Genomic DNA, 5,362 nt, shown 5'->3' with positions numbered 1-5,362 from the left:
TGCCTTGCACAACCAATGGCAATTAGTTCTCCCACCAGTTTGAGGACGTTAATATCATCCTGAGTCCAAGTTTTCTTTAAGCGGACGACATCCACACTCAAACATCCCACCACTTTGCCTGAGTGAGTCATGGGTGCAACTAATGTGGACTGAACCGATTGACTTTGGAAAACGTCTCGTTCTGCTGCTGCTTCAGGAGGAAGTTCCGCAATAGAGGGAATGTCTATGACTTGACGGGTAAGAATTTTGTTATAAAACCAAGGGAAGAGGGTAAGAATTCCTCCCCTTGCTTCATCAGACAAAGGTGGAATGTCAGCAGCATACCATTCATGGACGAGGCAGTATTGTCTCTGGTCGTCGGAGTATTCAAAGATATAGCTGCGATCGCATCCGATGAAATTGGCGATCGCTTCTAATGTAAAGTTAATTGCCGTATCTACATCTTGGTCAATGAAGTGGCGAGAAATACTGCTGAGTAAACTCTCCACCCTAGCGCGATACTCAAGGGCTGCTTCTGCTTGTTTGCGCTTGATGCCCAAGGCAATTTCTCTAGCGGCGAATTGCAAGGCTTCAAGCGTTGATTCGCTCAGCTTTTGTCTGGCAAATATTACGATTGTCCCCAACAACTCTTGTTCCAGCATGATGGGATAACAGGCCAAGGCAAGCAAACCTTCCCGCTTCACCCAATCCTTATCTACAACATAAGGGTCATTAGGTAGATTGTTTGTGATGTAAGGTTGAGGCTTTCTGTCGATGAGGAACTTGGTGATAGGTACGCGGCTGTAAGTCCCATTGAGCCGAGTATACAGTCCGGCACTCGCTTTTAACTCAAATACATCGTCTTTAGGGTTGAACGTCCAGATCCGGGCAAAGGTAGCATTGAGATGCTTGACTGCTGCTTGGGTGCAGCAATTCAGGATTGCAGGTAAAGTATCGCTCATGCCCAAGGCGCTGCCTACATCGGCGCGAAATGCTGCCAGTCTTGCCCGTTCTGCCGCAGCCACTTCGGCAAGCTTGCGTGCCGTGATATCTGTAGAAATGCCGGTACAAATCCAACAATCTGTGGCTTCATCCCTGACAGAGTTCATGTCAAAGGAAATCCAGCGCAAACGACCATCGGGGTGGTGATAGCGATACTCACCCTCATAAGTCCCCTCAACAAAAATGCGATCGAAGACATTTTGGTAGATGTTTTCCAAGTCTTCAGGCACATGGCGCGATAAAATCAGGTTTTTGTCAGCGATTAACTCTTCTGGAGAGTATCCCCACAGCTGAAGGCTTCCCGCCGAGACGTATTCATAGTTCCAGTCTCGGTTGGCATAGATGCGGGAACGCTGAATACAAGCGACGAGGTTACTAAGAATCGCATTAAGTCTAGCTTCAGATGCTTTTAACGCTTCTTCTGCTTGTTTACGCTCTGTGATATCCCTAACTACGCCAATAATCAGTAACTCACCATTAATATCTTGAAAGGATGATAGGTTGGAAAGCTGCCAGATGCAGCGACCATCTTTGTGTTTGGAGCGGTATTCAATTCCTGATATCCTCTCACCTGTGGTTGCTAATCGGTGATATACCTCTCGAAGCTTCGGCAAATCATCGGGATAGACAAAGGGGTCAAAGGCTTGACCCTCCAGTTCGGCGGGAGTAAAGCCAATCAAGTTCACTACATTGGGGGAGATATAGCGGATAATTCCTTCTAGGTCGAGGATACCAAGAACGTCATTGGCATTTTCGACAATAGTGCGGAATTTGAATTCGCTTTCAGCTAGGGCAATTTCTGCGCGTTTGCGATCGCTAATATCTGTAATCACCCCTTCGATGCAATGTTCGTCTCTAGTGAGGCGAAGTTTTTCCTCTACCTGCTTACCTCGTTCTTGCTCGGCTGTTCTAGGTTCTGCTTCTTTAGGCTGGGTTTGAGTAATATCCCGAATCACCAGTACAGTGGAGCGATCGTCTTGTTGAACGCAGTTACCTGAGATGTGCAAAACTAAAGAGCGATCGCCTTGCACAACCTCATACTCCGTTGCCTCATACCCACTCTCTCGCATCTTCACATCCGGGTAGCATTCGGGGGTAACAGGTTGTCCTGCCTGTATCAGAGGCAACAGTTTGCGAAACTGAGAGCCAACTAGAGTGGAGTGGGATCGCTTTACCAGTTGCTCAAAAGCTGTGTTGCACCATTGAACCTGACTGTCCTCATCTAAAAAAACAACAGCATCTGCGATCGCCCCCAGTACCACTTCCATTTTGCTTAGGGTTACTTGCAGTTGATGCACCAACTCGCGTCGCTCAGTACTCATCTAAAGATTCCTTATTTGCTCCAGAAGTAAATTGGCAACTTGGTACAGAGATTGCAACGTTCTCCTGGCTCTGGGATACTCCACCATCACTAGAGCACAAGTGAATTGGAACTAATGTGGTGACTTTGTTCAGGCTGCAAAAGCAGAGCCAATCTGAGGAGATGCTCCAAATCTTGTGATACATCAAGGTAGCATAGGCTTGAAAGTGCAGAATATTGTTTCTATCCTAACTTGAAATAAAACTTTATATTTGGTATTAATAAGTTGACGAAATCATTAATTATTATTGATGGTTGAATTAGATCCGGATGCATTGCAAGAACTAATAAAGAAGGAATCTTTATCCAGAGTCGTTCAACTGTTCAAAAACTCTTCGGTTACACAAGCGAGGAACTCAAAACATGAGTAAGGGTGAACAGACACACTTAGAGTTACACGAAGCTAATGCTCAACTCAAAAAACAGCTAACTAAGCAATCGGCTGAACTGATGCACACCCAAATACGGCTTGAACAAGAAATAACAGAACGTCAAAAGGTACAAAAATCGCTTAAAACCCAAAACGAGTTTATCCGAACTCTAATTAATTTTTATCCCAACACAATTATCGCCACAGGTGGTTTTGCCATTGTGACTGATGCCAATACCATTGAAGCAATGGAATCAGAACTACAACAGACCAAGGAGCAACTACGGGCGGTCTTAGATGCAGTGCCAGGTTTTGTTTGTTGGGTTTGTTCGGATGGTAAATACATGGGGGTTAACCAGTATATGGCTAATACCTTCAACTTATCTCCAGATGCTTTTGTTGGTCAAGAACTAAGTTTTCTCAAAAACAGCCCTGAGTTTGCTCAATTTATGACTCAGTTTCTTGCAGATTCTGTGCCAACAGGCCACCACGTCGTCGAGGCACAAGTCAATGGCTCCACCCGACATTACTTGATTGCCGCTCAAAAGTATCATCAGGATTCTCTGGCTGTATCAGTTGGGATTGATATTACAGAGCGCAAGCTAGCAGAAGCTCAGATTCAAGCCTCCCTAAGGGAGAAAGAAGTTTTACTTCAGGAAATTCACCATCGAGTTAAAAATAACTTGCAGGTGATTTCCAGCCTGCTCGACTTACAATCTCAGCAAATTGAAGAATCAGCCATGCTGGAGGTGTTTCGGGAAAGTCAAAACCGCGTCAAGTCGATGGCTCTTGTTCATGAAAAACTGTATCAATCTAAAAACTTTGCCAAAATTAATTTTGCTGAGTATACTGAGAGTTTGGTTAAATATTTGTTCAAAGCCTATGGATTGCATTCAGGCAATATCACATTGGAATTATATATTGATGAGGTCACTCTCAATATTGACACGGCGATTCCTTGCGGGTTAATTATTAATGAGTTAGTCTCTAACGCACTCAAATATGCTTTTCCCGACAACCGGGCGGGGACAATCAGTATCTCTCTACACTCTGGAGCTAACCAGCATTTTACCCTAATCATCAAAGATGATGGTGTGGGTTTGCCTAGGGATTGGGACTTCAAAAGCGCTAAGTCTTTAGGACTTCAGTTAGTGCAAGTTCTGACAAAACAATTGAAAGGCACCATTGAAGTTGAGCGAAGCCGAGGCAGTCAGTTTCGAGTCGATTTATCGGAGAGTGGAAGTTCAGAAGCGTAAAGGGGTAATCGTGAGAGCTAGATTGTTAATCGTTGAGGATGAAGGAATTGTTGGACTTAATATTCAAAGAAGATTGGAAGGACTCGGCTATAAGGTTGTAGCGAATGTGGCTTCGGGAGAAGAAGCGATTGCTGTAGTCGAAGAAAGTCGCCCCGAACTCGTTTTAATGGATATCAAACTCGAAGGGAACGTGGATGGTATTGAAGCAGCTGCACAAATTCGCGATCGCTTCCAAATACCCATTGTGTATCTAACCGCTTACACTAACGAAGAAACGCTGAATCGCGCCAAACTTACCGAACCCTACGGATACATTCTCAAGCCTTTTGAAGCGAGAGATTTAGCCACAACGATTGAAGTGGCTCTCTACAAGTATCAAATGGAGCAGCAGCTGCGGGAGAGAGAGGAGTGGCTAGCAACAACTCTGAAAAGTATTGGGGATGCGGTGATTACAACCGACTCTCAAGGATTAATCACATTTATGAATCCTGTGGCTGAAGCGCTGACTCGTTGGAGTCTGGAAGAAGTGATGGGTAACGATTTAACTCATGTTTTCCAAACCATCAACGAAAAAACGCGAGCGGTTGTTGAGAATCCGGTAAGGTTAGCGCTCCAGCAGGGAACGATTGTAGGATTAGAAAACCATACCTTACTGATTACTAAAGATGGCACAGAAATCCCAATTAATGACAGTGCCGCACCCATTAAAAATGAGCTTGGTAAAATTCTGGGCGCTGTTCTCGTCTTCCATGACAATATTGAACAACAGCAATCAGAAGCACTCTTGCAAAGAGAAAATGAGCGACTGGAAGCTGAAGTTGCCAAGCTTACTGGACAATTAAGTCAAACTAACGAACAATTGAGACGGGTTAACGAACAATTACAAGCAGAAATTGCTCAGCGCCAGTTCTTAGAAAGAGAACTGCAATTAGCAATTGAACAAGAGTGATATCGAATCCGTTGGCATCCAATTAAATAAATTGGGCTCCCAAAAGTCTGCGAACCTCGGAGTGAAACTCTGCGATACTCGGCTTAAAAAAAATACATAAGAGTCCAATGCCAACGGATTCGATAGACCTCTTGCATAAATCCGAGAAGGGCGAAGCATTTGCGGATAAAAACCCTGATTTGACCGATAAATTCGGACGCAAATGCTTCGCCCCTAAAGCTAAAAATCGACTTTTGCAAGAGGTCTAATCATCACAGGAATCTCTTGTTTGCCCCCTTGTCTACCTATTACCCATTACCATTTAGCCCACATTCCGCAGGTTTCTGGTAGAGTCAGAGGTATTTTTCAGGAATGACTCAGCAGCAGCCGGAACTTCAAGTCAAAGATATCGACCATCTAGGTATAATTGCTGGATTAATCGACCAGATAGGTTGGGTCGAGGCGGT

At 44.5% G+C, this 5,362-nt stretch carries 3 protein-coding genes; 2 read left to right on the top strand and 1 reads right to left on the bottom strand.

Annotation, left to right across the window (positions count from 1 at the left end):
* Positions 1-2,303 (bottom strand): PAS domain S-box protein (locus tag V6C93_RS08800; protein WP_333476281.1); only part of this gene is annotated, 2,303 nt, incomplete at its 3' end.
* A 401-nt stretch (positions 2,304-2,704) separates the two neighbouring features.
* Between V6C93_RS08800 and V6C93_RS08795 the strand changes: the two genes are divergently transcribed.
* A complete protein-coding gene (locus tag V6C93_RS08795; protein ID WP_333476280.1) occupies positions 2,705-3,967 on the top strand; it encodes a PAS domain-containing sensor histidine kinase in 1,263 nt (420 codons plus the stop codon).
* The gene (locus V6C93_RS08790) at positions 3,897-4,916 is read left to right on the top strand and encodes a response regulator (RefSeq protein ID WP_333476279.1); all 1,020 of its coding nucleotides are present in this window, start codon (positions 3,897-3,899) and stop codon (positions 4,914-4,916) included. The genes V6C93_RS08795 and V6C93_RS08790 overlap by 71 nt, the downstream gene beginning before the upstream one ends.
* Positions 4,917-5,362 lie beyond the last annotated feature (446 nt).

Origin of the sequence: Allocoleopsis sp., assembly GCF_036703385.1 — a bacterium.
Lineage (GTDB): Bacteria > Cyanobacteriota > Cyanobacteriia > Cyanobacteriales > Coleofasciculaceae > Allocoleopsis.
The sequence above is the reverse complement of the archived record's forward strand: the minus strand, read 5'-3'. Positions and strand labels throughout refer to the sequence as shown.